We start from the raw sequence: 24,627 nt of genomic DNA, 5'->3' as shown, positions 1-24,627 counted from the left end.
ATTTTACACAGTGCGAGGCTTTGCCTCCTCTCATTTTACCTCTAAGGCATATTGCATTTCCTCCTGTTCCACCAGGCAGTTCTCCCTTGGAATAGCCACCCTGAAGGCTGTACCCTTGCCAAGCGTGCTAAATACTTTGATCGTGCCACCCATTCTCTCCACCTGGGTTTTCACCAGGAATAATCCCATCCCTTTTCCCTCCACGTGGCTGTGAAAGCGCTTATAAAGCTTAAATAGTTTGCCCGCAATAAGCTTCGTGTCCATGCCCAAACCATTGTCCTTCACCCATAGCACTAAATCATTTTTGGTCGTGTATGCAGTGACGCCAAGTTCCAATGGTCGCCTTGGGTTCCTGTACTTGAGTGCATTGGTAGTAAGGTTATGAACCACAGAATGAACATACCCCCTGATTGCTTCAAGCTGAATAGACTCATCGACTTGCAAACTGATTTTTGCGCCAGACTCCTCAATTTGAAGTATGAAGGAAGAAAGTACCTGCTGAACCAGGTCTTTCAATATAAATTTCTGTTTCGCTTGAGTAGATGATTCTCTTACCTGAAGAATGTCATTCAGATCAATAAGGATTGTATCCAGCTGTTGTGCCGATTCAGTAAGATGCTTTAGTATCTTCAGGTTGTATTGGTTGAAAGCCTGTGACTTATCAAATATTTGGGTCAGTCCGAGAATGTTGACAACCGGAGCTCTCAGGTTGTGAGAAACAATTTGAGTAAACTCCTGCAACTCCTTGTTGCGGCTAATGAGCTCGTTGGTTAGGCCCTGTGCCTCATTCTGCGCCTGTTTTCTTTCACTTATATCTTTTACTATAGCGACGAAATAATGTTGGTTGTTATTGCTCAAATCCCCCACCGGCGACACCGCCAAATTGATCCAAAACGACTCTCCATTCTTTTTGTAGGAAACCAAATCCTCCTGGATATAGCTTTCGCTGGTAATAGCATCAAACACTTTTGTCAATTTCTCGCTATCAGATTTTGGGCCCCTTAGCAAACTGATAGGATTCCTCTGCTCCACCTCTTCCGGACTAAATCCAGTCATTTTGAAGAATGCGTCATTGGAATAAACAACCCTGTACATTGCATCATTTTTTTCACAAGGCTTGTTAATAATCAACACCGCTTCGGCAATGTTCTTAACAGCGGCCTCCAATATCACACGCTGATTGTCGTGCTTCTTCCGTTCGGTAATATCTGTTTCGATTGAAATAAATCGCTCAAGATTACCCATAGCGTCAAAAATCGGAGTGATTTCAAGCGCCACCCAAATTTTTTCACCGTTCTTGTTATGGTAAATAACTTCCTCCTGAATAATCTGTCTGCGGGCAAGCTTCTCCTTAATCCTTTTGACAACCTCCGTGTCAGCATCGGGTTGACTTGCAGCGTCGGCCGGGTATGTACCTGCTACTTCCGACAACGTGAATCCCGTCATCTTTTCGTAAGCGTCATTAACCCAGATCACTCTTGCATTCGCATCGGTAATCACTACTCCGTTATGGGTTTTGCTAGCTACCAGAGACAACTTTTGCAGTTCAGCTTCGGCTAACTTTCGATGGGTTATGTCAAGGTGGGTTCCCAGCGCCCTAACAGGCCTACCACCAGCATGCCTCTCCATTACCTTGCCCCTGTTGTGTATCCATACCCAATGGCCATCTTTGTGGCGCATCCTGTACTCCATATCAATCATCTCGGTTTCCCCGTTGATATGGCTTTTTATGCTACCCAAAGCTGCTTCCAGGTCGGCGGGATAGACTAAACTTTGCCAGGTTGCCTGAGAACCGTCCATTTCGTCGGCGCTGTAACCCAGCATTTCCTTTAACTGTTCATTGTATTGAGCCTCCCAGGTTTGCAAGTTAAGGTCCCAAATTCCAAGGTCGGCCCCTTCAAGTACCATCTCCAGCTTCTCATTGCTCTCCTTCAGTTTCTTCTCCTGGTCAACTTTCCAGGTTATATCCCGGCTCACACATGTTACTCCTTCAATTTGACCGCTCCTTGGACTTTTTAAAGGCTGAAATGAATTTTCGTAGCTCGCAATGCCAATGGCCGCTGATATCGTGTCCTGGAATGTAAAAGTAATCCCTCTTAGTGCTTTATTATAAAGCTCCTTCCATTTACTGTTGTCCTCAGCCATGTTTATGGCTAGCACATCATCTCCAGGGCGACAATCGTGCCCTGAAAAAAGCTTTATGGAAGACCGGAACGCCTCATTGAAGAAAAGTAATTTGTACTCTGTATTAACTGCCCAAACCATCTCAGGGCTGTTGTTCATAATATTCCAGGCGTAGCTATCACGCTGGTGTTTGGTATATGACGCTTTAGTGATGTGCACGTACCCATAAATAGCGATCATTGCCGCTGTCAATAGCAGAAGTGAAGCTTGTGTATGCGTTAGTATATATGCAGAAACGAGAAAATCGTTGACCGATACCAACGCTAAGGCAATAAAAACAAACGCCAGAAGCGACTTCATGGGAAGGTAAGCTCCCCGCAGCAAAACTTTAATTTTTTCCATAGCAAACTACTCTTAATCCTTCGTTGATTTTGAAGGATAGCAACAATAAATAATTGATAATGTCGAGAGTAATGGAAGAGAGTGATGATACAAAGATCACTATTACAACGCATCAATTGCTATGGCAGGTGTGTGATTTCGACCAACTGAGGGCAGCAGCAGATATAGTCGCCGAATCTTTAGACTACCAAAATTACAGGTTGGCAAAAAAAGTGAAGCGTCATACACTTTTAAAGCTGACAACGAACTCTGTCCCCTTGCCTGCTTCACTTTTGATTTCCATAGAGCCTTCGTTGCTCGCAATGAATTGCTTGACGAGTAAAATCCCCAGGCCGGTACCCTGCTCATTGCTGGTTCCGAGTTCAGTCAGTCTTTTGCTAACTTTACTTTGAATAGCTTCCAACCTTTCCTCCGTCATGCCCACACCGTTGTCTCGTATATGCACCGAAGTCATAAAGTTGCTTTCTGAATAATAGATCTTCACTTCACCACCTTCTCTTGTGAATTTGATAGCGTTGCTCAGTAAGTTTTGCACAATGATTTTCAGCTGGGAAACATCCGCCCGCAAGAAAATATTGGCTTGTGGTTGGTGAACCAGGCTTATATTTTTCTCCCCGGCCTGAAAACCATAAACAGCCACTAAATCCTGCACAACAGCGGTGGCATTAACTTCCTCAATAGTGGTTTGAATGCCAGAAAACTGTGCTCCTGCCCAAGTGAGCAGGTTATTGAGCATGTTAGCTACATTATCAACTCGCTTACCGAGCTCCTCAAATATTGCATAGTCTTTGAATGCAGCGCCAAACTTTCCCTTCATCAATTCGATCGTTGACTGCATCGAAGCTATCGGACTTCGCATGTCATGGCTTATAATAGAAAGTATCAGTGAATTAGTACTATTCAATGCCTCAAGCCTTTCATTTTGCTTTTCTATCTGCTCCTTTTTCCTGGCAATGTCCTCATTTTGCTGCGTGAGTTTTACGTTGAGTCTGCTCTTTATCTTGCTATTTCTAGATAAGAGATAGGCAACGGCAATTGTGAATACCAGCACCACGGCAAAAATGATGCTAGCCAGAAACGTAACCCGAAGCTCTTTTTCCTGAACCTTGTTCTCCTGAGCCAGTTTTTGATTCTCTGCTTCATGGTACTTGACCATCAATAAGTTTATTTCTTTCTCTTTCGCCTCGCTGAGAATCGAGTCACTCAACTGTTTATATTTTTTATGTGTTTCGAAGGCGTTTTCAAAATCACCGCTTTCAGCATAAGCCTCTGCCAGCACCCCGTAGGCTCTTTGCTTGTCCCACATTGCCCCCACTCTCTCTGCATAGTCCAGAGCGTAACGTCCGTGATTGATAGCTGTTTCGGGTTCATCAAGGCTAATGTACGCCTCGGCCATACCAGCGTGCGCAAAGGTGCTCTCCCAGTTGCTTTGATAATAATCCGCATTAAGCACTTTTTTGTACTGCTCGATGGCATCCCGGTACCTACCCTCGTGAAAATAAGTAAGCGCCAGGCGATTGTTTACCATGAGCTTGATTCTTTCATTTTTGTAAACATTGCAAACCCTGATAGCAGCATCGAGATAGTGGTAGGCGCTGTCAAACTGTCGCAACTCGTCGAAAGCGAGGCCAAGGTTAAAATAATTATTTGCCAGTAGGGAGGAGTCAGTGCTGTTTTTACTGTACCAAATTGACTGCCGCTGATACTCAATCGTTCTGATCAAATCGTCCTTGCCGAGATACACCAAACTGATACCATTCAGACTTAGTGCCATCCCCTTTCCGTTGCCAATCTGCCGATGCAACACCAGAGCACTTGAGTGAGCATCGAGCGACAAATCGTAAACACCTCTAATGTAGTAGCAGATTCCCTTCTTGGTGAGGCTATTGGCGAGCCCACGTGTAAAATCCAATTCTCTTGAATACTCCTCAGCCAAACTAGAATAGTAAAGCGCACTGTCAGTGTTGTCGTACTGATAAGCTGTAGCAATATCAATTAGAAGGTTAATGGTGGTGGTGTCCGGGTCGGTCGTTTTCCTTAATTCCCAATCACTGAGAAGTGAGTCGAGGCTTGATTGCCCGAAAGAAAAATAGGGCGCAAAAAGCATAAAAGTCAGAACCAAACATCTTGGAATCATCATCTTGGAGAACAACAATTAGCAAACAAAAAACACCATAGCCTATGCATAATTATTTAAAAAAAAGGGTAATTCAAACTAAGTGCTAACCCTCCTTATGCGCCTGGCTATATGTTCAAGAATTTCGCTTTTATAAAACAAGCTATTGCTTGCTAACCAGTTGGCACAATGGCTACTCCAAAAAGGCAAATGAATAAACTGAAAATGTATTTACTTCTTGCTGACGAACTCTACGTTGCCGAGTGCAACGTCGATATTGAACTCCATCAAGTCGAGGGCATCGGGATGGTAGCTGGAGCTGGTGTACACATTTTTACGTATCTGTGTAAACTCAGCTGGCATTTTAACACTGCAAAGAGGCGAGTTGTGCAGGTATATAATCACCGGAACGTTTTCCTTTGGCATGATCATTTCCAATCGGCCGGCCCCTACGCTGGCCCTGATTTTGGACGATTGCTGGCTTTTATCACTAAAGTCGAGCACTGCTGTTCCAAACCCCACTTCGGCCACAATTACTTTTGAGTTGGTAAGGTTGATATGATTGGCGATCAGCGACCCCAGGTCAACTTTCACAAAAAAAGTGTCCATTGCCACCAGGTTTCCTTTGCCATCGGCATAATCAACAATGACGTCAGCGCTTCCGGTGTTAATCTTTAGTTTTTCTACAGGAATGCCCGAAAGATCCACATCGGCATTTCCGATACCATAAGCTAGCTGCAGAGAGTATACTTTATCCTCGGTAAGGAGAATCTTCCAGTAATTCTTGTCGTCCTTTTTGCTGTCTCCAAAAATGCTCGACGTCAGACTTTTGCTTATTGTGGAGGATTGATAGTTTTCGAGGTCAAGATTAACATGTTTGACGCTGTTCTTTATGTAGGTCTTGAACGATGGGTTGATAGTTTCGAAGTCTGGATTGCCATAAATATTGACTGGCTGGGCTGCTTTCACAGGCCGGATATAGCAAGAGCCAGAAGTTGCACTCAAACAAAAATCTACCTTTTGAAAGGCAGAGTCGTTGCTCACAGAGTAAAACTTTTTTAACTGACTAAATGACGAAAAACTTGCTAAAAGACTAAAACTCAATAAAACCAATCTCCGCATAGTGGCTATCAACGATATACAGCAGAGAGAGTTGCGAATGTTGAAAGAAAATAATAAAAAATGCAGTTCCTTTCGACGAAACTGCATTCCAATATGACTTTTAAAAGAATTCTTTCATTTTATCGAAGAACCCTTTTTCCGATTTGCCTGGATTAGGGCTGAAATTGTCAGATTCTCTGAATCTTTCGAGTATTTCCCTTTCTTCTTTGTCGAGTGTTTTGGGTGTCCAAACATTGACGTGGATCAGCTGGTCACCCCGGCCATAGCCGTTCAGGTCAGGAATACCTTTGCTTCTCAGCCTGAGTAGTTTACCGCTCTGGGTGCCTGGCTCAATTTTTATTTTTACGTTGCCATCGATAGTTGGCACTTCCAGTGAAGTACCGAGGGCAGCGTCGGCGAAGTTGAGGTACAAATCAAAAATGACATTGTTGCCGTCTCTTTTCAGCAACTCATCTTCAATCTCTTCCACCACAATCAGCAGGTCGCCTGGCGTTCCGCCACCAGGAGCAACGTTACCTTTGCCAGACATTGACAATTGGATACCATCAGAAACACCAGCCGGGATTTTGATGCTGATCACTTCTTCCTGAGGCTGCAAGCCTGAGCTATCTACGCCGGGTGGCCGTTTGTCAACTCTTTGGCCAGAGCCACCACAAGCGCTACAGGTACTGCTCGATACCATTTGGCCAAGCATGGTGTTAACTACCTTCCTCACCTGACCAGCGCCGCCGCAGGTAGAGCAGGTAGCGTACGTAACGCCTGGAGCAGTTACCAGCCTTGTCACTTTTATTTTCTTTTCAACTCCGTTTGCTATTTCTACCAGGGTAAGTTTCAGCTTGATGCGAAGATTAGACCCCTTTCGACCACCGCCACGACCGGAGCGTCCGCCTCCAAAAAAGCTTTCAAAAGGGCTGCCGCCACCACCGCCGAAAATATCGCCGAACTGGTCAAAGATGTCGTCCATTGACATGCCACCGCCACTGAAGCCGCCACCCGGGGCACCGCCAACACCCTGATGACCATAACGATCATACCGCTGGCGTTTCTCAGCATTGCTTAGGACTTCATAAGCTTCGGCTGCCTCTTTGAATTTTTCCTCAGCCGTAGGGTCATTGGGGTTTTTGTCAGGGTGAAATTTGATGGCTATTTTTCTATAAGCCTTCTTTATTTCCTCCTGTGGTGCGCCCTTTTCTACTCCTAAGATTTCGTAAAAGTCTCTTTTCGCCATAGTCAATTATGCCCCTGTTACCACTTTTGCAAACCTGATGACCTTGTCACCCAAAACGTATCCCTTCTCCACGACATCTATCACCTTTCCCTTCAACGACTCGTCGGGTGCAGGAAACTGAGTCACCGCTTCGTGTAATTCGGGGTCGAACTCATGGCCTGTGTCAACTTCCATGGCCTTCAGCCCTTTTTGGTCAAGCACCTTGATTAGTTTGTTGTAAATAAGATCAATACCTTCTTTTACTGAAGCCTCAACCTCTTCACTATCTATTGATTTTTTTGCCCTTTCAAAGTCGTCTACCACAGGAATAAGTACGGCCAATACGTCCTCACCAGCCGTTTTTATAAGTTCCACCCTTTCTTTGGCTGTTCTTCTTCTATAGTTATCAAACTCAGAATAAAGCCTCAGGTATTTATCTTTTGACTCTTCCAATTCTCTCTTCAGTGCAGTCATTTCGTCTTCAGCAGCATCTGACCCATTGTCAGTACTCTCCTCAGAGGCATTGGCATTTTCGCTCTCCAAAACCTGCTCTTCTACACTATTCTCAATAGTTTCTTTGTTCTCTTCCACGTTTTTTTTTGCCATTTCAAGAAACATTAATTCCTGCCAGCAAGAGTCAATTACTTTGCCAAACCACTTCTGACTGACAAGATGACACTAGCTGTTAATGGTTTGCCAAATCTTATCTTTCAATTCCTGTATGCCTTGTTGGGTTACGCTCGAAATAAATATAGCTTCTACATCGTCGGGCAGTTCCGCTTTCATCTCCGTCATGAGTTCTTCATCAAGCATATCCGACTTCGTGATCGCCAGGAGCCGTTGCTTATCCAGCAGTTCCGGGTTGAACTTTTTGAGTTCGTTGAGAAGGATGTTGTATTCTTTTTTGATATCAGATGCATCGGCTGGCAACATAAACAAGAGAATGGAATTTCGCTCGATATGACGCAGGAAGCGTACGCCGAGACCTTTTCCCTCAGCGGCGCCTTCGATGATACCTGGTATGTCGGCCACAACGAACGACTTAAAGTCACGGTAGGGCACAACCCCTAAATTGGGTGTGAGGGTGGTAAAGGGATAGTCGGCTATTTCAGGTCGTGCTGCTGAAATAACAGAAAGAAGGGTCGACTTTCCGGCATTTGGAAACCCCACAAGGCCTACATCGGCTAAAAGTTTCAACTCCAGGATTACCCAACCCTCTTCACCCGGCGTACCTGGTTGGGCGTAAGTAGGCACTTGGTTGGTGGGCGATTTAAAATGGTCGTTGCCCAGCCCTCCGAGGCCGCCCTTTTTTAAAATAACTTTCTGGCCATCTTCAACAATCTCCAGCAACTTTTTGCCGGTCTCGGCGTCCCTTGCTACCGTCCCAAGGGGCACGTCGAGAATAATGTCCTTGCCTTGAGCACCTGTACATTTATCGCCTGCACCTGCCACACCATTTTCCGCAATGATGTGCTTTCGGTATTTGAGGTGCAACAAAGTCCACAGTTGCGAGTTTCCTTTCAGAATAATGTGGCCACCCCGGCCACCATCGCCGCCATCGGGCCCTCCTTTATCAATAAATTTTTCCTGATGAAAGTGAACTGAACCAGCCCCGCCGTTGCCCGATTTACAGCTAATTTTTACGTAGTCAATGAAGTTATTGTCAGCCATATAATAAATGAGGACGCTTTTCGCCATGGAAAAGCATCCCCCTCCTTATTTCTTTGCTCTTAGAAAGAGTCTATTACGCTGCAAATGTCGTGAAATATCTCTTCTATTTCACCAACTCCCTCTATTTGATGGTATTTACTTTGCGACTTGTAGTAATTAGCTACCGGCATCGTCTCATCCTGGTAAACTTTTATCCTGGTGGTTATTTTGGCTTCGTCCTGGTCATCCACTCTGCCGGAAGTCTTACCCCTTTCTTTGATCCTAACCCTTAACTCAGCTTCAGGAACATTGAGCGCTATCATTCCTTTGATAGGTTCTCCCATACCATTGAGCAGCTTGTCCAGTGCCTCGGCCTGATTAACAGTGCGGGGAAAGCCATCGAAAATAACCCCCGACGACCCATCGGTAGACTTCAGCTTGACATCTACCATGCCAATCACCACCTCATCAGGAACCAGTTTGCCATCATCCATGTATTTCTGAGCTAGCTTTCCAAGCTCAGTGCCTTCAGTCAGGTGCTTGCGAAATAAGTCGCCAGTTGATATATGCGTCAGGTGATATTTGCTAATTAGCTTTTCACTCTGGGTTCCCTTACCGGCACCCGGAGGGCCAAACAAAACAATATTCAGCATTACATTAGGTTTCGTTTCTCTTACAAAGGGCCAAAAATCCGAAATACTTATCAAAAAAAGAATTACAAACTTCAGTCTTTAATTTTATAGATGTCTGGCAGTTGCCTGCCAAGCTCGTCATAATCAAGTCCGTAGCCCACAACAAACTTGTCAGGAATGCTGAAACCAACGTAATCAAGAGGGTATTTGCTCTTGAAAACATCAGGTTTTACCAGCAGCGTGCAGACTTTAACTGATGCTGGCGACTGCTCCCAAACCATTTCCAAAAGTTTGCTCATTGTGCGCCCTGTGTCTATAATATCCTCTACAATCAATACTTCTCTATCTTTTAACTCATGCATTAGCCCTATCAGGGTTTGTACTTCGCCAGATGAAGCCAAACCTCGGTAAGATTTTAGCTTTACAAAGGAAACCTCGGCATCGACCTTAAGCAAACGGATAAGATCACCGGCAAAAATGAAGGCGCCATTCAGGACGGCAAGCATCACGACACTTTTACCAGTATAATCCGTGTCAATTTGCTCAGCAAGCTCGTTGAGTCTATTGCTGATCTGGCTGCGATCTATATAATGCTCAAATTCCTTGTTGTTTATCATCATACCTCTTCAGTATTTTAAGGCAAACAGCTGTTCGAAATACACAAGTATTTGCCTTGCAACTCTGCCTGACTACAATTCAGCCATCAATACTTCATAAAGACTAACCATAGCAGAAATGTCGTCTTTGTGCACGGTTTCGTTCGGCGAGTGCACATTACTTTCAGGTGCTCCCACAAAACACCAGTCGATGGGATAGGGAGAAATTTGCACGTCCCGACCATCAGAAGAACCACTCCCTTCTACCTCTAGCTGAAAAGGCACACCTGACGACTGAGCGATAGCTATGACCCTATCCACATACGATTTTCGTGGAATATTTTTATCTCTCATTGACACCACCACACCTTTGCCATGATGCACTCCGTCCGTTACCCAGGTAATGTCCGAGACCAGTGCCTGTTTTATCTGCCAGCGCTCGTACAAATATTTGGTGAGGTACTGCACCGAACCACCTCCGTGCTCTTCCCATGCACTGAAGACTATCACTCCATGTTCAAGTGTTTCCGCTACTTTCAAGGCATTATAAACACCCAAACGGTTATCAAGATAACAAGTAGTTACCATGTCGTCGTGTTGTCGAAAGTTGCATTTGTAGGTAAGGCTGGTACCTCTATTAATGGCTCTGCCAAATTCATAAAAGGCTCGGCCTTCTTCATTTAACACAAGCTTGCATTCAATAGGCCCAAGGCTATCCTCTCCTACCAGCAGCGTACCGGTATCGGCATCTGGCCCGCCTATAGGCACCAGTTGATTGTCGTATCTGACAGTAAATCCAATGGAGTCCATGTGCGCAAAAATTGCTGTTCTGGGATTGCCAAAGGCCAGGATGAGGCAATCCTGAAACTCCGGCCCCTGTATAAGCTCGGGCTTCACCTTCCATGTCTTTTGCTGCCTGTTTATATAAGACAGCAAGAACTCCTTCATAGGAGCTTCATCGCCTGAGGGAGCATGCACTGCGCAAAGGTCTTTCAATAGCTTCATGGATTTTCCAGTTTTCTTAAATGTCAACCCTGGAGAATCACCCCCATGGTCATCGGATGCTTTTTAATGGCGGTTAAATTTATGAAATTGAAACATCTCAAAAGCATCGCCATGAAGATTCATATTTTAAATCAGCAAACCTCAATAGCCAACCAGTTTTTATGTGAATTGAGGGACACGTCGGTACAGACGGACAGGCTTCGTTTCCGTGCCAATTTGGAGAGGCTGGGAGAGCTGATGGCCTACGAGTTTTCGAAAACGCTGATGACAAAAAAATGTGAAGTAGCTACTCCTCTGGGGACTTCGCAAGCAGAAGTACCTGTAAATGACTTAGTAATGGTGACAGTGCTAAGAGCAGGTATTCCCTTCTATCAGGGGTTTCTGAACATTTTCGACAAGGCAGAATCTGGCTTTATTGGCGCCTACAGGGAAGAGGGCTCTGCAAAAGATTTAATGATAACACTTAATTATTCTGCTTTACCCAACCTTGACAACAAACAACTCGTATTAATTGATCCTATGCTGGCTACCGGGAAATCGCTAGTGAAGGCTTTCAACCAGTGCCTGAAATACGGCCACCCGAAAGCCGTTCATATCATGTCGGTGATAAGCGCTCCCGAAGGTATCAGCTATCTGGAAGAATCAATCGATCACCCGGGAAGTATATGGACTTGGGCCAAAGACAGCCATTTGAACGAAATGGCCTATATAGTGCCTGGTCTTGGCGATGCCGGCGACTTATCCTTCGGTACCAAAGAATGATTCGTTGACGATTTGTGTTGATTTGGAAAGTGATAACTCCAACTTTTTAATATTGCTTTCACCCTGTATATATGCAGATCAATTTCGTAGCCGAACTCCTGAAATACCTGGGCGTTTATGTTCTTAGCATGTTTAAGTTCATTGTCGGCCCCACTATTGGTATTTCTTCAGGGCTGAATATTTTTGTCACCTTCGGGCTTTCAGTAGCGGGTATGATGACCATGGTTTACCTGGTCACCTACTTTGGTGAGCAGGTTCGCTTCCTCACCAGCCGCTTTTTCAAACCGAAACCCAACGAAAAGAAATTCACAAAAAAGAAACGGCTTTTCGTGACCCTCTGGAAAAAATATGGTGTCTACGGAGTGTCCTTCTTTTCCCCACTATTCATCACACCGATAGGTGGTGCGCTGATACTCAATACGCTCGGTGTGAAAAAGGAGCAGATCATTGGCCCGATGTGGGTGAGTGCCATTTTTTGGGGCATTATTCTCACCCTTTTTGTAAAATATGCCAAAGACCTCATTCTTTGGCTTTACTAGCCAATACGGGTTTAGTCCCTTAACTTCATCCTTAGCAATCGACTTTCGGAAGTAATAAAAACCACCTTTTCGTCACCTCCGAAAGCAATATTGGCTGTCGGTGCTCCTGTGATTATTGTGCCCAGATGCTTTCCGGAAGGACTTAAAACAACTACTCCACCCGGGCCAGTGGCAAAAATGTTTCCTTTCGAATCTACCTTCATCCCATCAGGATTTCCGGGTGTTACTTTCGTCAATTCAGTAGCATCAAAGAAGACCTTCCCTTCCCCGACAGAGCCATCTTCACTCACTGGAAAAGACATCCAAATTGACCTTTCAGGATCAGAATTGGCAACATACAATGTTTTCTCGTCGGGCGACAGGGCTATGCCATTGGGCTTGGACATTTTATCCGTGACAAGTTCGATTTCTCCACTTTTCTTTAGCCGGTAAACGCCGTTGAATGGAATCTCTTTGATAGGGCTGGCGTCCAGGCCAGTAAGACCATATGGGGGATCCGTAAAGTAAATATCTCCCCAGCTGCTCAAAATAAGGTCATTTGGGCTATTCAGGCGCTTGCCCTCGAACCTGTCGACCAACGTAACAAATTTGGAGGCAGGCGCATCCACGGGCGCATCCATCCTGGCCACCCTTCTGTCGCCGTGCTGGCACAGCAATAGCCTGCCCTGGTCGTCCAAAATAAGGCCGTTGGCTCCAGGCTCCCTTTCTTCCTTTCCTGCTTCCGCAGTGTAGCCCGAAGGCTTCAGGAATACGCTAACACCCTCACCTTCCTTCCATTTGTAAGCCACATTGTTAGGCACGTCAGTAAAAAGCACCATCTGCTGCGATGGCACCCACACTGGCCCCTCTGCCCAGGTATAGCCCTCTCCCAGTATTTCGAGCTTTGCGTCTTTATCAATTAGTTTGTCAATAGCAGGATCCAGCCGCTCCACTACCTGTGGCTTCGATGCTTCTTCATTGCTAGTTTCTTCGGTCTGAGGTTTCTGCGGCCCGCAGCCGCTCATCAATATGGCAATAGCCACACTAAAATAGATAGGTTTCATATGAGTAGGTATGTTAAAAGTAGTTTCAACAATATTTTGGTAGTTAATTTCCGAATATTTTGATTGGGAAGTGAGTGCAAAACGTAAATTTTCGCTTTCGTAAAAAAACTTTTCACATTCGTCGGCGTTTGCTCTATTTTTCTCATGTATTAATTACCCCGAGGATGTTTGGCATATTCAAAAGAAAAAAAGAATCCCCCAGGAAAGAGAAAAAGCTTGAACTAGTTGATCTGGAGCAGCAGCCCCTTGCCGTTGGCGACAAAGTGGAATCCCTCAGGTACGATCTTGGCGTAAGTAAGTTGATTCAGGAAGAGGATGGGCTCTATTACCAGTCGGAAGCGACTGGCACCAAAGTCCATTGGACTAAAATGATCGATGCTTCTACAGAATTTCAAAAGGTGAAGAAGATTATTGTTGACAAGTAAGGGCTGAAAAAGGACAGTCCGCCCGAACAAAGGTGAACAATCTCCGGTCTAAAAGTGTCCGGTTTCGTTACAGCCCAGACCTTCCTTGTTCCATCTATTAACTTGTTTATCAAACAGTTACCTTGTTTGGCATTTGAATTGCAAGCCTTTTGGCATGCGGTCGAAAACTCAAATAAAGGGAGCCTTATTCAAAGTCGCTTCTCTGCCTGCTTTTAAAAACATTGTTATCATTCTGGGGATAGCCGTAGCCCTTCTCGTAGGCTTTTTCACTTTGCACGCTCAGCCCAATGCAATGGGTGAGTTTGCTATTGATCCGAAGACAGTAAGCTCCAACGTCATGGTTGTGGGCTCGGATTTTCTTGACGTTGAAACTACGCCTGAAGTGATTATTTATGACAGGAACCTTGACCTTATTTTATCTGCCAATCTGACGTCAATTTCTGATTATGAAAAGGAGCACCTCAGTAGATTGCTGAAAGTATGTGATCTTATGTTTTCGAGCGATAATACAACCATTTATCAATTGGATAAATAATTGCGTTCGCCTATATTCCATAAACCTTATTTAACATGACTCAAAGACTAACAAGATCAAGAGATAAAATGCTGGGCGGTGTTTGCGCAGGAATTGCCGACTATTTTGGGTGGGATCCTACCATGGTTCGCCTTGGCTATGTTGTCCTGTCTCTACTTAGCGCTGCTTTTCCAGGCATACTTGTATACATCATCATGTGGATAGTAGTGCCAGAAAGTTAATTCAGCTTGGCATGGGTGGTCATCCATCTTTCCGGAATTTCACCTTTGGTAGCCGTTTCATAATCTTTGTAGCTACACGGCACAATGCTATTTCTGCTGTACTTGGCTTTTCCTCCCGGATATGGCACTTCCATCCACCACTTTTCTGACGACTGGCTCTTGAAAAATGTAATGGTGGAGGGCTGGTTGTTCATCGACACCACGTACTTAGTGTAGTCTTTCTCCCTAAAGTGCCTGTCGTCTTTCCTGTGATAGTATCCCTCTATAAAGTACCAGATCATCGTGGCTGTTACCATGGCGGTTGAGCTACGAATATCGTCTTTCAGCAGGTTGTAGCCATAGAAGCCAGCAGAACTGAGCTTCTCGCTGTTGCCCGCATACCAGCAAATTTGACAAGCCTCCTCACCAGTAAGGCCAAAAACTTGGGCATGTTGTCCTCCTGGTGCATAAATAGAACTCAGTGCCGATATGTCGAAGCTCAGCATGTCAGCCTGCCGGATAGACGGTTCCATTTCGTCAATACTTTCTCTCAAGACCCCGAGGCGTACAGCTTCAAAATAAAATTTCTCGACGATGTTCAGCGCCTGCTGGTCAACCAGATAGGTTTGAAAGGCAAGGTGAGTATAGTTAAAAAGGTAATTGGGCTGATGAACAAGGATTCTATGTAGTCGACGATCAGCGTCTGAGGCCTTTTTATCGTCCTCTAAATCGAATGAACTGTCAACGCCAAGCACCGAGATCATCTTGTCGAAAGTCTCATATGCCATGTACTGGCCATAGTCGATATCATGTGAGCCCCCGACAATAATTGGCAGAATATCCTTTTCCAGCAACGATTGCACCACCTCTTTCAGTCTTAGAACGGTGTCTTCGGCGGTCGGCCCGTTTCGCAAATTGCCGAGATCAACGATGTTATTCTTACCAAGCCCTTTGCTCAGCCCATAAAGCTTTTTTCGAATTGCATCTGACGATTGATCAATGCCTTCACCACTGTTTTCGCCTCTGTGCTCTTTGATCCCAACAATTGCTATGTCAGTGTTCTTCAGGTCTGGCATCTTGTTGGAGAATATCCTGATGCTCTTTAGAAATGCAGACTTCGGCAATGCTTTGGTGACATCTGAAGAAACCGGGTCGAAAAAAAGCTTGAAGTCCATTTGCTCGCTTGAGATTGAATCATAAAAAAAGGGAAAAATTTTCATTTTTCCCTTTTACAGTGTCTTGATTCAGAGATTATCCTCCGAAGTCATCAAATCGAATATTTTCATCCGGGATACCAAAATCCTCTCCCATTTTTTGAACTGCAGAGTTCATCATAGGAGGTCCGCAGAAGTAAAGCTCTATTTCTTCAGGAGACTCGTGCTTGCTGAGGTATTGGTCTATTACGGCCTGGTGAACAAAGCCTAAGAATCCGTCTCCGTCTTTGTCGTTTACATCTTTCTTCACTTTCCAGTTATCCTCGGGCAATGGCTCCGAAAGCACTACAAAGAATTTGAAGTTAGAAAAAGCCTTTTCTAGCTGATAAAAGTGGTCAAGGTAAAATAGTTCTCTTTTCGAACGGCCACCATACCAGAAAGTGACGGTTCTGCCAGTTTTCAAAGTTTTAAAAAGCTGATAAAGGTGTGATCTCATTGGTGCCATACCAGCGCCTCCACCTACGTACAGCATTTCTGCGTCAGAAGGATTAATGAAGAACTCTCCGTAAGGCCCTGAAATGGTCACCTTATCGCCTGGCTTTCTTGAAAAGATGTACGAAGAAGCTAAGCCTGGATTGACCTTCATCCAGCCATTATTTGCTCTGTCCCATGGAGGTGTAGCAATCCTCACGTTTAGCATGATCTCTCTGCCCTCAGCAGGATAAGATGCCATAGAGTAAGCTCTTTCAGCAGATTCAGGGTTAACCATTTTCAAATCCCAAAGACCAAATTTATCCCACTCCTTCTGAAATTTCATTGGATCATCGTGCTCCTTAGGGTGGGCAGTAATGTCCATGTCTTTGAAATCAACCGTACATTTGGGAACCTCAATCTGAATATAGCCACCTGCCTGGTAGTCCATATCCTCAGGAATCTCAACAACAAATTCTTTGATAAATGAAGCCACGTTGTAGTTTCTGACAACAGTCGCTTCCCATTTCTTGATACCGAAGATTTCTTCAGGTATCTCTATTCTCATGTCTTGCTTCACCTTCACCTGGCAGCCAAGCCTAACGTGCTCCTTCTGCTCGCTTCTGCTCAGGTGACCAACTTCTGTGGGAAGAACGTCGCCTCCACCATCCAGCACCTTACATTTACACATGGCACAAGTACCACCTCCGCCACAAGCTGAGGGAAGAAATATTTTTTGGCCAGACAATGTCGACAGAAGGCTTGTACCAGCTGCTGCTATAAGGGGGTTCTTCTCGTCCCCGTTAACAATGATCCGCACGTCGCCTTGTTGAACCAGCTTGGCCTGAGCCACCAGAAGAATTGCCACCAACAAAAGAATGATGACGGTAAAGGCTACAATAGAAGTTAGAACAATAGATGTCATTGACTATGAAAGATTTTTGGTTCTTACTTAACAGACACAAATATATCTATAACACGGGTTTTCCATTAACCAAACAATGAAAATTTGAATATAATTAGCAAGTGCTATGGTTTAACCCTGCGTGCCCGGTTTAGTTATCAGCTTTTATAGATTAATTATTGATGAGCTTCAAAAGATTGGTGAGTTTTGTCTTCAGGTTCCTTCTATCGACAATAAAGTCCAGAAAACCGTGATCAAGCACAAACTCAGCACTTTGAAAACCCTTAGGAAGATCTTTTCCAATCGTTTCACGGATGACCCTTGGCCCGGCAAAACCAATTAATGCTCCAGGCTCTGCTATATTAAAGTCACCAAGCATCGCAAATGAAGCTGTTACACCGCCGGTAGTTGGGTCCGTTAATAATGAGATATAGGGTATTTTTGCTTCGGACAAGAGCGCCAATTTTGCCGATGTTTTAGCCATCTGCATCAGCGAGAAGCCTGCCTCCATCATTCTGGCACCCCCTGATTTGGAAATCATAAGGAATGGAATCTTATGCTTAAGGCTATGATCGATTGCCCTGGCGATTTTCTCCCCCACGACCGAACCCATTGAGCCACCAATAAAGGTGAAATCCATACAGGCAATCACTATTTCGGAGCCGTTCATTTTGCCAACTGCCGATCTCACAGCATCATTCAGCCCCGTCTTCTTAATAGAGGCCTCAATTCGCTTTGGATAGGGAGCCGAGTCTGTGAACTTGAGCGGGTCAGCTGACTTCATGTTGGCATCAAGCTCTTGAAACTTATTGTTGTCAAAAAGTATTTCGAAATACTCTTTTGAGCCAATACGAACATGAAAATCATCGTCTGGACAAACGTATGCGTTGTTTTTCAGCTCTCTGATGTGAATAATATTGCCACTTGGCGTCTTGTACCATAGTCCGTCAGGTGCCTCCCTCTTCTCGTCAGTTGGTGTTAATATTCCCTTGTCCTGTCTCTTAAACCACGCCATACTGTTTCCAATTGTTGGACTGCAAAGATATTAGATATTCTTTAAAAGTAACGACGAATTAAATAGATGCTAAGTTCCCGCATGCAATGAATAAACCAACTTTTGGGCATTCAAATTTATTACCCGCATCGACTGCTAAAACTTAATGCTTACTCCAAAGTATGGTGAGAAATATTGCGTGGCTTTGTAGGAGCCGTCGGCTGTTGGAGCAAAGGCCCAGTAATAGTCAACGCCTGCGGCCAAAAACCTATTGAGGTGGTAAATGAAGCGCACCTTGACCAGGGATCTTTCGTCAAGCTTAAATGCGTCTTTCAGGGTGGACAGGTTGCCTTTCACATAGCTTCCGTGAATCGACACCTTGTCGCCAAGCCTGTCCACATCAGCATTTAACCTCACCACGGCAGGTGCTGTTTCGGAAACGTCGTCGGGCAACAAAATGCTGCCGCCAAGTTGCACCTTCTGCAATATGTGCCCTGTGAGGCTACCATATATGCCACTCATTTTCCCAGCATTGGCTAGCGAAAGCAACCGGGCATCCTTGTTCAGTTCATAGGAGGCATCAAAAAACTGGGGCAAATAATTATCAGTATAAGTAAGACGCTCAATTCTCATGTCAGTGCTGAGAAGGTCGGCGATGAAATTGAAACGAAAATTGATTCCACCGCTGATTCCGTGGCCATCTGTAAATTCCCTTGTATCACCCTGTGAGGCATATATTGTAGCAATTGAGTCTGTTAAAGCGGCAGTTCCCACATTCAGCCTGGAATAATTGACGAATGCGTCGATCTGAATAAAAGGAATCCTCAGTAAATTGATACCGGCATCGAGGCCAAAGGCACCGACGCCATCCGCTGTAAATTGATTCACCACAAAAGTGCTGTCGCTGGTTGGCCGCTGGGTCTGGTCTTTGTCCTTAATAACAGTGGCTCCAATCTCCAGCGTCCTGACAATCGGTATAATCGTCCAGGCCATCGGGCGCACATAAGGCCGTACAGCCAGCAGATTGAGCGAGGCGGGGTCAAAATCGCTGTACATACCCTCCAGGCCAAACAGCCCTTTGAAATTCAAGTCGTAGTGAAGCCCAAGTTTACGTTTTTCATAGCTGGTTGTGTTGGTATAGTTGTTAATCAAGCCCCCAAAACCGATCATGGTATTATTCAGCTCACCAACACGGACATAAACAGGATCTCTTTTTTGCGAACCGTACCTGATGTATCTGATCAGTCTGGCAGCACCGATGCCTCCCTCAAAAATCTCCGTCCTGATAGCCTGGCTCTCCAGCCCATACAAGACTGGCACATTGAGACCGAGGCCTATTTTCCAAATTTTGAATTCCGGAGCAAGTACCAAGCCGACAAAATTCTCATCTCCAATCTTGGTGTAGGTCACCCCTCCGGTGAAAGACCCTCCGGATTCACTGTCGGGCGGCCCAGCCCTGAAATCTTCAGGAACTGGTTCAACTTCCCTTTTTTCCCGTTCTTCCTTCGGCTCCTTTATCTTTTTTTCTTCTTCTGGCTCACTCTCAAATTTTTCCTCCTCAATGGGCGCCTGCAGACTGTCTGTTGCTGGAATTGTATCAGCCTGGTAAGTAGTAACTGGTGTTATTGAGTCGAGAGGCTGTGTTGGCAGCGTGAGTGTGTCGACCACGGGTACTGGTGCAGTGAGGGTATCGGCTGCCACCGTTGGCTGATCAACCTTCTCAGCTTTCTTGTCTTTTTTCTTTTTCTTCTTTTTTGTGTTTTCCCATAGATAGGAATAATCGGCAAAAGGATCTTCGGCTTCCTGTTCCTGGGCAACTACAGGAGCTGCCACCGATAGAAAAAACGAAGCTACAAGCAGGTAGAATAGTATTCTATTATTCATAAAAGCTAAATTATCATAAAAATAATACTATTTCCGAATAGTCAAGTGATCGAAGTCTTACTTGCCATCAGAAAAAAACAAAAGCGCTTCAATTGAAGCGCTTTTCACTATAAAATCAAAATATTGTCAGCAGTCTATTTTACCTCCTCATAATCTACGTACTCCCCACCTATCTTCCCTGACGATGATTTCCGTTTTTTCACCTCGTCTTCAGGGATATAGTCCACTTTTATTTCCTCGTGGCGGGCGTTGGTCGTTGTTCTGCTCCTATACTGTTGCTGCTGGCGCTGCTGATATTGTCTCCCCGATCCAAAATAAAGGGCCCTCATGATGAAGCCGCCTACTTTATAGAAGACGTAAAAGAATATTAAGAGTATGAGAATGAATTTAAACATCTGCTTTAAATTTTAAGTCTTACTGTTTAACGACTCAAATAAAGATTTCGTTCTGAATAAATCTTTAAGAAGTAGTCATCCATCAGATCGTCAATGAAATATATAGCTTCGCCCGTCGATTTCATTTCCGGGCCAAGCTCCTTATTCACATTGGGGAACTTGTTGAAAGAAAATACGGGAACCTTGATTGCATATCCGTGTTTTTTCGGAGAAAATTTGAAATCCTTCACTTTCTTCTCCCCTAACATCACCTTTGTGGCATAGTTCACATAAGGTTCATCGTAGGCTTTGCATATAAACGGCACAGTGCGTGATGCTCTCGGGTTTGCCTCAATAATATACACCTGGTCGTCTTTTATTGCAAACTGAATGTTGATAAGACCAACCGTTTTCAGCGCCAAAGCAATGGTTTTGGTGTGCTGCTCAATCTGCCGAATAATGAAGTCTCCCAGGTTGTAAGGAGGAAGCACAGCATAGGAATCGCCAGAGTGAATTCCCGCCGGCTCGATATGCTGCATGATACCAATAATGTAAACGTCTTCTCCATCGCAAATAGCATCCGCCTCCGCTTCGATAGCACCGTCAAGGAAGTGATCGAGAAGTACCTTGTTACCCGGAATGTCTTTAAGAAGATCTATTACATGTGACTCAAGCTCCTGCTCATTGATCACAATTTTCATGCTTTGGCCTCCCAAAACGTAGGATGGACGCACCAGCAAAGGAAAACCAAGCTTCTTCGACAGCTCAATGGCCTGGTCGGCATCTTCTATCACACCAAACTCAGGATACGGAATGTTGTTCTCCTTTAGCAGGGAAGAAAAGCTACCTCTATCCTCCGCAAGGTCAAGAGACTTATAGTCGGTTCCGATAATCTTGATGCCATATCTTTCGAGCTTTTCTGCGAGCTTAAGTGCTGTCTGCCCACCTAACTGCACAATGACACCCTCCGGCTGCTCATGCAAAATGATGTCGTAGATATGCTCCCAGAAAACTGGCTCGAAGTACAGCTTGTCGGCAATATCAAAGTCAGTAGAAACCGTCTCTGGATTGCAATTGATCATGATGGTTTCGTAGCCGCATTCCTTTGCTGCCAGCACACCATGCACGCAAGAGTAATCAAACTCGATTCCCTGACCAATTCGGTTGGGTCCAGAGCCCAGAATCACAACTTTCTTCCTGTCACTTCTTACCGACTCATTCTCGTCATCAAAAGTGCTATAATAGTAAGGCGTTTTCGCTTCAAACTCCGCAGCGCAGGTATCCACAAGTTTGTAAACCCTTTTTATTCCCAATGCGTGACGCTTGGTGTGCACTTCGCTTTCCAGGCAACCCAAAAGGTGGGCGATTTGTCGGTCGGCGTAACCTTTGGTTTTGGCTATTCGAAGAATTTCCGCTGGAATGGTCTCTATCGTAAACGATTCGATTTCATTCTCTAATTTTAGGAGCTCCTCAATCTGGTCGAGGAACCACATATCAATTTTGCTGAGCTTGTGAATGGTCTTCAACGGAATGCCCAGCTTAATGGCGTCATATACATGGAAGAGCCTGTTCCAACTGGGATGGCGGAGGCTCTCCAGGATTTGCTCCTGATTAGTGACTTCCTTACCATCGGCACCCAAGCCGTTTCTTTTTATCTCAAGTGACTGGCAAGCCTTTTGAAGTGCCTCCTGAAAGTTACGGCCTATGCCCATTACTTCACCCACTGACTTCATCTGAAGGCCAAGGCGGCGATCGGCTCCCTTAAACTTATCAAAGTTCCAGCGTGGAATCTTCACAATGACATAGTCGAGCGCCGGCTCAAAAAATGCTGAAGTGCTGCCCGTAATTTGGTTTTTGAGTTCATCAAGGTTATAGCCAATGGCTAGCTTAGCCGCTATTTTGGCAATTGGATAGCCGGTAGCTTTTGAAGCAAGGGCCGAAGAACGAGATACCCTTGGGTTGATCTCGATGCCAACGATCATGTCGTCTTCAGGGTTAACCGCAAACTGAACGTTGCATCCCCCGGCAAACATACCAATGCCATTCATCATCCTGATAGCCAGGTCACGCATGTGCTGGTATATGGTATCAGGCAAGGTCATGGCCGGTGCCACGGTGATCGAGTCGCCAGTATGCACACCCATTGGGTCAAAATTCTCAATGGAGCAGATAATGATGATGTTGCCAATATTGTCCCTTAGCAGCTCAAGCTCATATTCCTTCCAGCCGAGGATGCTCTGCTCCACCAGCACTTCATGAATTGGTGACGCATGTAAACCGTTGTTCAGTGCCTGATCAAAATCCTCCGGTTTCTCAACAAACCCACCGCCGCTTCCGCCTAATGTATAGGATGGTCGGATAACCAGCGGGAAGCCTATTTCCTGTGCTATTTCTTTTCCCTGAAGGAAGGAAGTGGCTGTCGATCCTTTACATACATTTACCTTCAGCTCGTGCATCTTCAACCGGAATTTCTCCCGGTCTTCGGTGGTCTCTATGGCGGCAATGTCTACACCTATGATCCTGACGCCATATTTTTCCCAAAGGCCTGCCTTTTCACAATCAATGGCCAGGTTAAGGGCAGTTTGACCGCCCATTGTGGGCAAAACCGCATCAATTTTGTGCTTTTCAAGTATCTGCTTGATGTATTTCTTCTCCAGCGGCAACAGATACACGTGATCAGCTGTGACCTTGTCGGTCATAATCGTGGCCGGATTCGAGTTAATCAGTATAACTTCTATTCCTTCTTCACGAAGTGACCTTGATGCTTGTGAACCGGCATAGTCGAATTCACAGGCCTGTCCGATGACAATAGGGCCGCTTCCAATGATTAGAATTGATTTGATACTGGGGTCTTTAGGCATCTTTAGAATCTATCGTTAAAAGGAGGGTTAGCAATTCACAAATCCCGGCAAAGTTATATGCCACCGCCCGATTATCAAAAGAGATTTCGGAAAGATGGGGAAGAAAAATGAAGATGATTGACAAGCGGGCCCTGTCGGCTCGAAGAATCTCATGAGTCGATTGGATACCAATAAAAAAGCCACCCTGCGAGAGTGGCTTTTTTAAGTTCAATCTGTTTTTTTACATGTGAATTGGTCGGTTGTCCGTTGCTGCCAAACACGCTTCTTTCACGGCCTCCATGTAAGTGGGGTGTGCGTGCGACATGCGTGACACATCCTCAGCAGAGGCCCTGAATTCCATGGCTGTGACGCCAGCGGCAATCATGTCGGCCGCTCTTGCGCCAATGATGTGAATGCCCAGTATTTCGTCAGTTTGCTTATCGGCCAATACCTTTACCAGTCCGTCCACATCGCCTGATGCTCTGGCTCTGCCAAGCGCCTTGAACGGAAACTTTCCGACCTTATATTCTTTTTTCTGATCTTTAAGCTGCTCCTCGGTGTAGCCCACAGCGGCCACTTCCGGCCAGGTGTATACAACACCGGGGATCAGGTTGTAATTAATGTGAGGCTTCTGCCCCATAATGGTTTCAGCCACAAACACACCTTCCTCCTCGGCCTTGTGAGCAAGCATGGCGCCTTTAATCACATCGCCAATAGCCCAAATATTGTCCACGTTTGTTCTCAGGTGACCGTCCACTTCAACCAGGCCTCTGTCGGTTACTTTCACCCCAGCTTTGTCCAGGCCAAGTCCTTCAGTGTAGGCCTTTCTTCCTATCGACACCAGGCAGTAGTCTCCTTTGAGGTCTACCTTTTCACCTTTCGGAGTCTCGGCTGTTATGGTCACTTCCTTGCCCTTAGCCTCCACCGCAGTCACTTTATGAGACAGGTAAAACTCCATGCCAAGTCCCTTCAGCGACTTTTGAAGCTCCTTGCCCATGGTTGAATCCATCGTCGGGATGATGCTATCGAGGAATTCCACAACTGACACCTTGGCCCCCAATCTTGCATACACAGAGCCCAGCTCCATACCTATAACGCCACCACCAATCACAATCATGTGCTTTGGCACTTCGGTCAGTTCGAGAGCCTCGGTGCTGGTGATGATCCTTTTCTTATCGATTTTAACAAAAGGAAGACTTGCTGGCTTGGAGCCGGTAGCAATGATTACTTTCTCGGTGGTAATCTTCTTTTCTTCTTTTCCTGAAACTTTGATGGTGTTCTTATCTATAAAGGAACCCATGCCATGAAAAACATCGATCTTGTTCTTTTTCATCAGAAAGTTGATGCCGTCGGTGTTTTGCTTCACCACGTCCGTTTTCCTGGCTATCATTTGCTTCAAATTCACTTTCGGCTGAGGAATGTCAATCCCATGCTCCTTAAATATGTGTGCTGCATTGTGGAAGTGCTCGCTTGAATCGAGGAGCGCCTTTGACGGGATACAACCGACGTTGAGACAGGTGCCTCCCAGGCTATCATATTTCTCAATAATCGCCGTTTTTAAACCCAACTGTGCGCACCTGATGGCTGCTACGTATCCGCCGGGTCCTGAACCAATTACTGTTACCTGATAATCCATGTTGTTTGTTTT

22 protein-coding genes are annotated in these 24,627 nt (G+C 45.2%); 5 read left to right on the top strand and 17 right to left on the bottom strand.

All coding sequences use genetic code 11. The annotated features are described in order from the left end of the window. Nucleotides 1–30: 30 nt before the first annotated feature. From GC130_RS00555 to GC130_RS00515, 9 genes are all read right to left on the bottom strand, one after another. Nucleotides 31–2,526, bottom strand: a complete 2,496-nt coding sequence (locus GC130_RS00555) for a PAS domain S-box protein (RefSeq protein WP_151996293.1) — start codon at nucleotides 2,524–2,526, stop codon at nucleotides 31–33. A 220-nt stretch (nucleotides 2,527–2,746) separates the two neighbouring features. Continuing rightward, nucleotides 2,747–4,666, bottom strand: coding sequence for an ATP-binding protein (locus GC130_RS00550; RefSeq protein WP_151996292.1), 1,920 nt, complete (start codon nucleotides 4,664–4,666; stop codon nucleotides 2,747–2,749). Nucleotides 4,667–4,873: 207 nt separating this feature from the next. Then, nucleotides 4,874–5,686 (bottom strand): hypothetical protein, encoded by an 813-nt coding sequence (locus GC130_RS00545; protein WP_151996291.1) that lies wholly within the window; start codon nucleotides 5,684–5,686, stop codon nucleotides 4,874–4,876. Nucleotides 5,687–5,864: 178 nt separating this feature from the next. Then, complete coding sequence (gene dnaJ, locus GC130_RS00540; protein WP_151996290.1) at nucleotides 5,865–6,992, bottom strand: molecular chaperone DnaJ; 1,128 nt, start codon at nucleotides 6,990–6,992, stop codon at nucleotides 5,865–5,867. A 6-nt stretch (nucleotides 6,993–6,998) separates the two neighbouring features. Beyond that, nucleotides 6,999–7,577, bottom strand: a complete 579-nt coding sequence (locus GC130_RS00535; protein WP_151996289.1) for a nucleotide exchange factor GrpE — start codon at nucleotides 7,575–7,577, stop codon at nucleotides 6,999–7,001. A 72-nt stretch (nucleotides 7,578–7,649) separates the two neighbouring features. Further along, nucleotides 7,650–8,642: a GTPase ObgE gene (obgE, locus tag GC130_RS00530; protein ID WP_151996473.1), complete on the bottom strand. Its 993-nt coding sequence runs from the start codon at nucleotides 8,640–8,642 to the stop codon at nucleotides 7,650–7,652. 59 nt (nucleotides 8,643–8,701) lie between these two features. Continuing rightward, nucleotides 8,702–9,274: an adenylate kinase gene (locus GC130_RS00525; protein WP_151996288.1), complete on the bottom strand. Its 573-nt coding sequence runs from the start codon at nucleotides 9,272–9,274 to the stop codon at nucleotides 8,702–8,704. 71 nt (nucleotides 9,275–9,345) lie between these two features. Continuing rightward, a complete protein-coding gene (gene hpt, locus GC130_RS00520) occupies nucleotides 9,346–9,873 on the bottom strand; it encodes a hypoxanthine phosphoribosyltransferase (protein WP_151996287.1) in 528 nt (175 codons plus the stop codon). Between the two features lie 69 nt (nucleotides 9,874–9,942). Continuing rightward, nucleotides 9,943–10,854 carry an aminopeptidase gene (locus GC130_RS00515; RefSeq protein ID WP_151996286.1) on the bottom strand — a complete coding sequence of 304 codons (912 nt, stop codon included), beginning with the start codon at nucleotides 10,852–10,854 and terminating at the stop codon, nucleotides 9,943–9,945. Nucleotides 10,855–10,935: 81 nt separating this feature from the next. Here GC130_RS00515 and upp point away from each other — a divergent pair, with 81 nt between their 5' ends. Continuing rightward, nucleotides 10,936–11,616, top strand: coding sequence for a uracil phosphoribosyltransferase (gene upp, locus GC130_RS00510; protein ID WP_226940351.1), 681 nt, complete (start codon nucleotides 10,936–10,938; stop codon nucleotides 11,614–11,616). 71 nt (nucleotides 11,617–11,687) lie between these two features. Then, on the top strand, nucleotides 11,688–12,155 hold the full coding sequence (locus tag GC130_RS00505) for a hypothetical protein (RefSeq protein WP_151996285.1): 468 nt from the start codon (nucleotides 11,688–11,690) through the stop codon (nucleotides 12,153–12,155). Between the two features lie 11 nt (nucleotides 12,156–12,166). Here the strand turns inward: GC130_RS00505 and GC130_RS00500 are convergent, their stop codons facing one another. Continuing rightward, nucleotides 12,167–13,198: an SMP-30/gluconolactonase/LRE family protein gene (locus tag GC130_RS00500; protein WP_226940350.1), complete on the bottom strand. Its 1,032-nt coding sequence runs from the start codon at nucleotides 13,196–13,198 to the stop codon at nucleotides 12,167–12,169. Between the two features lie 164 nt (nucleotides 13,199–13,362). Here GC130_RS00500 and GC130_RS00495 point away from each other — a divergent pair, with 164 nt between their 5' ends. The 3 genes from GC130_RS00495 to GC130_RS00485 all read left to right on the top strand — a co-directional run bounded on the left by GC130_RS00495 (nucleotide 13,363) and on the right by GC130_RS00485 (nucleotide 14,379). Next, nucleotides 13,363–13,623 carry a hypothetical protein gene (locus tag GC130_RS00495; protein WP_151996284.1) on the top strand — a complete coding sequence of 87 codons (261 nt, stop codon included), beginning with the start codon at nucleotides 13,363–13,365 and terminating at the stop codon, nucleotides 13,621–13,623. A gap of 154 nt (nucleotides 13,624–13,777) precedes the next feature. Further along, nucleotides 13,778–14,158: a hypothetical protein gene (locus GC130_RS00490; protein WP_151996283.1), complete on the top strand. Its 381-nt coding sequence runs from the start codon at nucleotides 13,778–13,780 to the stop codon at nucleotides 14,156–14,158. A gap of 35 nt (nucleotides 14,159–14,193) precedes the next feature. Beyond that, nucleotides 14,194–14,379: a PspC domain-containing protein gene (locus GC130_RS00485; protein ID WP_151996282.1), complete on the top strand. Its 186-nt coding sequence runs from the start codon at nucleotides 14,194–14,196 to the stop codon at nucleotides 14,377–14,379. Here GC130_RS00485 and GC130_RS00480 read toward each other — a convergent pair. The 7 genes from GC130_RS00480 to lpdA form a co-directional block, all read right to left on the bottom strand. After that, a complete protein-coding gene (locus tag GC130_RS00480; RefSeq protein WP_226940349.1) occupies nucleotides 14,376–15,578 on the bottom strand; it encodes a formimidoylglutamase in 1,203 nt (400 codons plus the stop codon). The genes GC130_RS00485 and GC130_RS00480 overlap by 4 nt on opposite strands. Nucleotides 15,579–15,609: 31 nt before the next feature. Beyond that, nucleotides 15,610–16,908, bottom strand: coding sequence for an NADH:ubiquinone reductase (Na(+)-transporting) subunit F (gene nqrF / locus GC130_RS00475; RefSeq protein ID WP_151996281.1), 1,299 nt, complete (start codon nucleotides 16,906–16,908; stop codon nucleotides 15,610–15,612). Nucleotides 16,909–17,059: 151 nt separating this feature from the next. Further along, entirely contained in the window at nucleotides 17,060–17,902 is an 843-nt protein-coding gene (gene accD, locus GC130_RS00470) for an acetyl-CoA carboxylase, carboxyltransferase subunit beta (RefSeq protein ID WP_151996280.1), read from the bottom strand. A gap of 135 nt (nucleotides 17,903–18,037) precedes the next feature. After that, a complete protein-coding gene (locus GC130_RS00465; protein ID WP_151996279.1) occupies nucleotides 18,038–19,765 on the bottom strand; it encodes a hypothetical protein in 1,728 nt (575 codons plus the stop codon). A 134-nt stretch (nucleotides 19,766–19,899) separates the two neighbouring features. Continuing rightward, complete coding sequence (locus tag GC130_RS00460; protein WP_151996278.1) at nucleotides 19,900–20,160, bottom strand: DUF4834 family protein; 261 nt, start codon at nucleotides 20,158–20,160, stop codon at nucleotides 19,900–19,902. Nucleotides 20,161–20,186: 26 nt separating this feature from the next. Further along, nucleotides 20,187–23,000 carry a carbamoyl-phosphate synthase large subunit gene (carB, locus tag GC130_RS00455; protein ID WP_151996277.1) on the bottom strand — a complete coding sequence of 938 codons (2,814 nt, stop codon included), beginning with the start codon at nucleotides 22,998–23,000 and terminating at the stop codon, nucleotides 20,187–20,189. Between the two features lie 220 nt (nucleotides 23,001–23,220). Then, complete coding sequence (lpdA, locus tag GC130_RS00450; protein WP_151996276.1) at nucleotides 23,221–24,615, bottom strand: dihydrolipoyl dehydrogenase; 1,395 nt, start codon at nucleotides 24,613–24,615, stop codon at nucleotides 23,221–23,223. Between the last annotated feature and the right edge of the window lie 12 nt (nucleotides 24,616–24,627).

It is taken from the genome of Imperialibacter sp. EC-SDR9, from assembly GCF_902498805.1.
GTDB lineage: Bacteria > Bacteroidota > Bacteroidia > Cytophagales > Cyclobacteriaceae > Imperialibacter.
Note: the sequence above shows the minus strand (reverse complement) of the source record. Positions and strands in the feature narration are given on the sequence as shown.

What these genes read in the sequence shown, in the direction of transcription:
- accD (WP_151996280.1), bottom strand. Translation starts at nt 17,902, where the DNA reads ATGGCGTGGTTTAAGAGACAGGACAAGGGAATATTAACACCAACTGAC.
- GC130_RS00490 (WP_151996283.1), top strand. Translation starts at nt 13,778, where the DNA reads ATGCGGTCGAAAACTCAAATAAAGGGAGCCTTATTCAAAGTCGCTTCT.
- GC130_RS00460 (WP_151996278.1), bottom strand. Translation starts at nt 20,160, where the DNA reads ATGTTTAAATTCATTCTCATACTCTTAATATTCTTTTACGTCTTCTAT.
- upp (WP_226940351.1), top strand. Translation starts at nt 10,936, where the DNA reads ATGAAATTGAAACATCTCAAAAGCATCGCCATGAAGATTCATATTTTA.
- obgE (WP_151996473.1), bottom strand. Translation starts at nt 8,642, where the DNA reads ATGGCTGACAATAACTTCATTGACTACGTAAAAATTAGCTGTAAATCG.
- GC130_RS00500 (WP_226940350.1), bottom strand. Translation starts at nt 13,198, where the DNA reads ATGAAACCTATCTATTTTAGTGTGGCTATTGCCATATTGATGAGCGGC.
- GC130_RS00515 (WP_151996286.1), bottom strand. Translation starts at nt 10,854, where the DNA reads ATGAAGCTATTGAAAGACCTTTGCGCAGTGCATGCTCCCTCAGGCGAT.
- GC130_RS00550 (WP_151996292.1), bottom strand. Translation starts at nt 4,666, where the DNA reads ATGATGATTCCAAGATGTTTGGTTCTGACTTTTATGCTTTTTGCGCCC.
- GC130_RS00485 (WP_151996282.1), top strand. Translation starts at nt 14,194, where the DNA reads ATGACTCAAAGACTAACAAGATCAAGAGATAAAATGCTGGGCGGTGTT.
- dnaJ (WP_151996290.1), bottom strand. Translation starts at nt 6,992, where the DNA reads ATGGCGAAAAGAGACTTTTACGAAATCTTAGGAGTAGAAAAGGGCGCA.
- GC130_RS00535 (WP_151996289.1), bottom strand. Translation starts at nt 7,577, where the DNA reads ATGGCAAAAAAAAACGTGGAAGAGAACAAAGAAACTATTGAGAATAGT.
- GC130_RS00495 (WP_151996284.1), top strand. Translation starts at nt 13,363, where the DNA reads ATGTTTGGCATATTCAAAAGAAAAAAAGAATCCCCCAGGAAAGAGAAA.
- GC130_RS00525 (WP_151996288.1), bottom strand. Translation starts at nt 9,274, where the DNA reads ATGCTGAATATTGTTTTGTTTGGCCCTCCGGGTGCCGGTAAGGGAACC.
- GC130_RS00555 (WP_151996293.1), bottom strand. Translation starts at nt 2,526, where the DNA reads ATGGAAAAAATTAAAGTTTTGCTGCGGGGAGCTTACCTTCCCATGAAG.
- nqrF (WP_151996281.1), bottom strand. Translation starts at nt 16,908, where the DNA reads ATGACATCTATTGTTCTAACTTCTATTGTAGCCTTTACCGTCATCATT.
- hpt (WP_151996287.1), bottom strand. Translation starts at nt 9,873, where the DNA reads ATGATGATAAACAACAAGGAATTTGAGCATTATATAGATCGCAGCCAG.
- lpdA (WP_151996276.1), bottom strand. Translation starts at nt 24,615, where the DNA reads ATGGATTATCAGGTAACAGTAATTGGTTCAGGACCCGGCGGATACGTA.
- GC130_RS00480 (WP_226940349.1), bottom strand. Translation starts at nt 15,578, where the DNA reads ATGAAAATTTTTCCCTTTTTTTATGATTCAATCTCAAGCGAGCAAATG.
- GC130_RS00505 (WP_151996285.1), top strand. Translation starts at nt 11,688, where the DNA reads ATGCAGATCAATTTCGTAGCCGAACTCCTGAAATACCTGGGCGTTTAT.
- GC130_RS00465 (WP_151996279.1), bottom strand. Translation starts at nt 19,765, where the DNA reads ATGAATAATAGAATACTATTCTACCTGCTTGTAGCTTCGTTTTTTCTA.
- carB (WP_151996277.1), bottom strand. Translation starts at nt 23,000, where the DNA reads ATGCCTAAAGACCCCAGTATCAAATCAATTCTAATCATTGGAAGCGGC.